The organism is Eggerthella sp. (assembly GCF_048329335.1).
Lineage (GTDB): Bacteria > Actinomycetota > Coriobacteriia > Coriobacteriales > Eggerthellaceae > Eggerthella > Eggerthella lenta.
Window position 1 is genome coordinate 1 of the sequence record NZ_DBFEGU010000243.1, and the last position, 1264, is coordinate 1264.

The following is a 1264-nucleotide window of genomic DNA, read 5'->3' on the forward strand; positions in this document are numbered from 1 at the left end:
GGCTTATGAATTGCTGTTTTTTGTCGCTCCGTCTATCGACGAGGAAACCCGCGCAGCCGTTATGAAGCGTATCGACACCACGATCGCTGAGGGCAAAGGCACGGTTGACAACGTCGACAACTGGGGCAAGCGTAAACTCGCTTACGAGATCAACGGATTGACCGATGGTGACTACACTCTCATCGATTTCCACGCCGATCCCGCTGACGTTGCCGAACTCGATCGTGTTCTGCGCATCACCGACGCTGTGGAGCGCCACATGATCGTCAAGCGCACGGACCGCGACTAGGAGACGAGCGGGGACCTGGGCACCACCCAGCGTCCGGCATGAGAAGAGGTAGACACACATGAGCATCAACCGAGTTATCATCAGCGGAAACCTTACTCGCGATCCCGAGCTTCGCTCCACCGCGAGCGGGCTTCCCGTGCTGGGCTTCGGCGTGGCGGTCAACGACCGCCGCAAGAACCAGCAGACGGGCGAGTGGGAGGATTATCCGAACTTCATCGACTGCACGATGTTCGGCGCGCGCGCCGAAAGCCTCTCGCGCTACCTCGGCAAGGGCACCAAAGTGGCCATCGAGGGCAAGCTCCGCTGGAGCCAGTGGGAGCGCGAAGGCCAGAAGCGCAGCAAGATCGAAGTGATCGTCGACGAGCTTGAATTCATGTCGAGCCGTAACAGCGATTCGTCGTCGTACGGTGGCGGTATGGGCGGCGGTTATTCCGCTCCCGCAGCAGCCCCCGTGGTTGCCGCGCCGGTGGTTGATGCCTCTTCTTCGGTTTATGACGAAGATATCCCGTTTTAAGCGAAACGAAAGAGGTTAGAAATGTCCGATTACGCGAAGCAGCCGCGTCGCAAGTTCTGCCAGTTCTGCAAAGAGGACACGCAGTACATCGACTACAAAGACACGCAAATGCTGCGCAAGTACGTTACCGATCGCGGAAAGATCAAGCCGCGCCGCGTGACGGGTGCCTGCACCCAGCATCAGCGCGACATCGCGAACGCCGTGAAGCGCGCCCGCGAGATGGCTTTGATGCCCTACGCGGTGCCCGCCATCAGCGGTCGCGGCGACCGTCGCAGCCGCTAGGCGCAAGGAGGAACCATGAAAGTCATCCTGCTCCAAGAATTGAAGGGCAAGGGCGGTGAAGGCGACGTCGTGGACGTGGCCCCCGGTTTTGCCAACAACTACCTGCTCCCGCAGAAGGTTGCCATCCTCGCTACGAAGGGCAACCTGAAGCAGCTCGAGCAGCGCAAGCACAACATCGC

4 protein-coding genes are annotated in these 1264 nt (G+C 60.0%); all 4 read left to right on the forward strand.

Going from position 1 to position 1264, the window contains the following annotated elements:
- A partial coding sequence (rpsF, locus tag ACMO6A_RS07920; RefSeq protein WP_418471045.1) for a 30S ribosomal protein S6 occupies positions 1-289 on the forward strand: 289 nt, incomplete at its 5' end.
- 58 nt (positions 290-347) lie between these two features.
- On the forward strand, positions 348-803 hold the full coding sequence (locus ACMO6A_RS07925) for a single-stranded DNA-binding protein (protein WP_009305602.1): 456 nt from the start codon (positions 348-350) through the stop codon (positions 801-803).
- A 21-nt stretch (positions 804-824) separates the two neighbouring features.
- Complete coding sequence (gene rpsR / locus ACMO6A_RS07930; RefSeq protein ID WP_009305603.1) at positions 825-1085, forward strand: 30S ribosomal protein S18; 261 nt, start codon at positions 825-827, stop codon at positions 1083-1085.
- A gap of 15 nt (positions 1086-1100) precedes the next feature.
- Positions 1101-1264, forward strand: a 164-nt coding sequence (gene rplI, locus ACMO6A_RS07935; protein ID WP_418471046.1) for a 50S ribosomal protein L9, incomplete at its 3' end; no start/stop codon positions are given.

Coding starts and splice junctions, on each gene's coding strand:
- ACMO6A_RS07925 (WP_009305602.1), top strand. CDS start 348: ATGAGCATCAACCGAGTTATCATCAGCGGAAACCTTACTCGCGATCCC.
- rpsR (WP_009305603.1), top strand. CDS start 825: ATGTCCGATTACGCGAAGCAGCCGCGTCGCAAGTTCTGCCAGTTCTGC.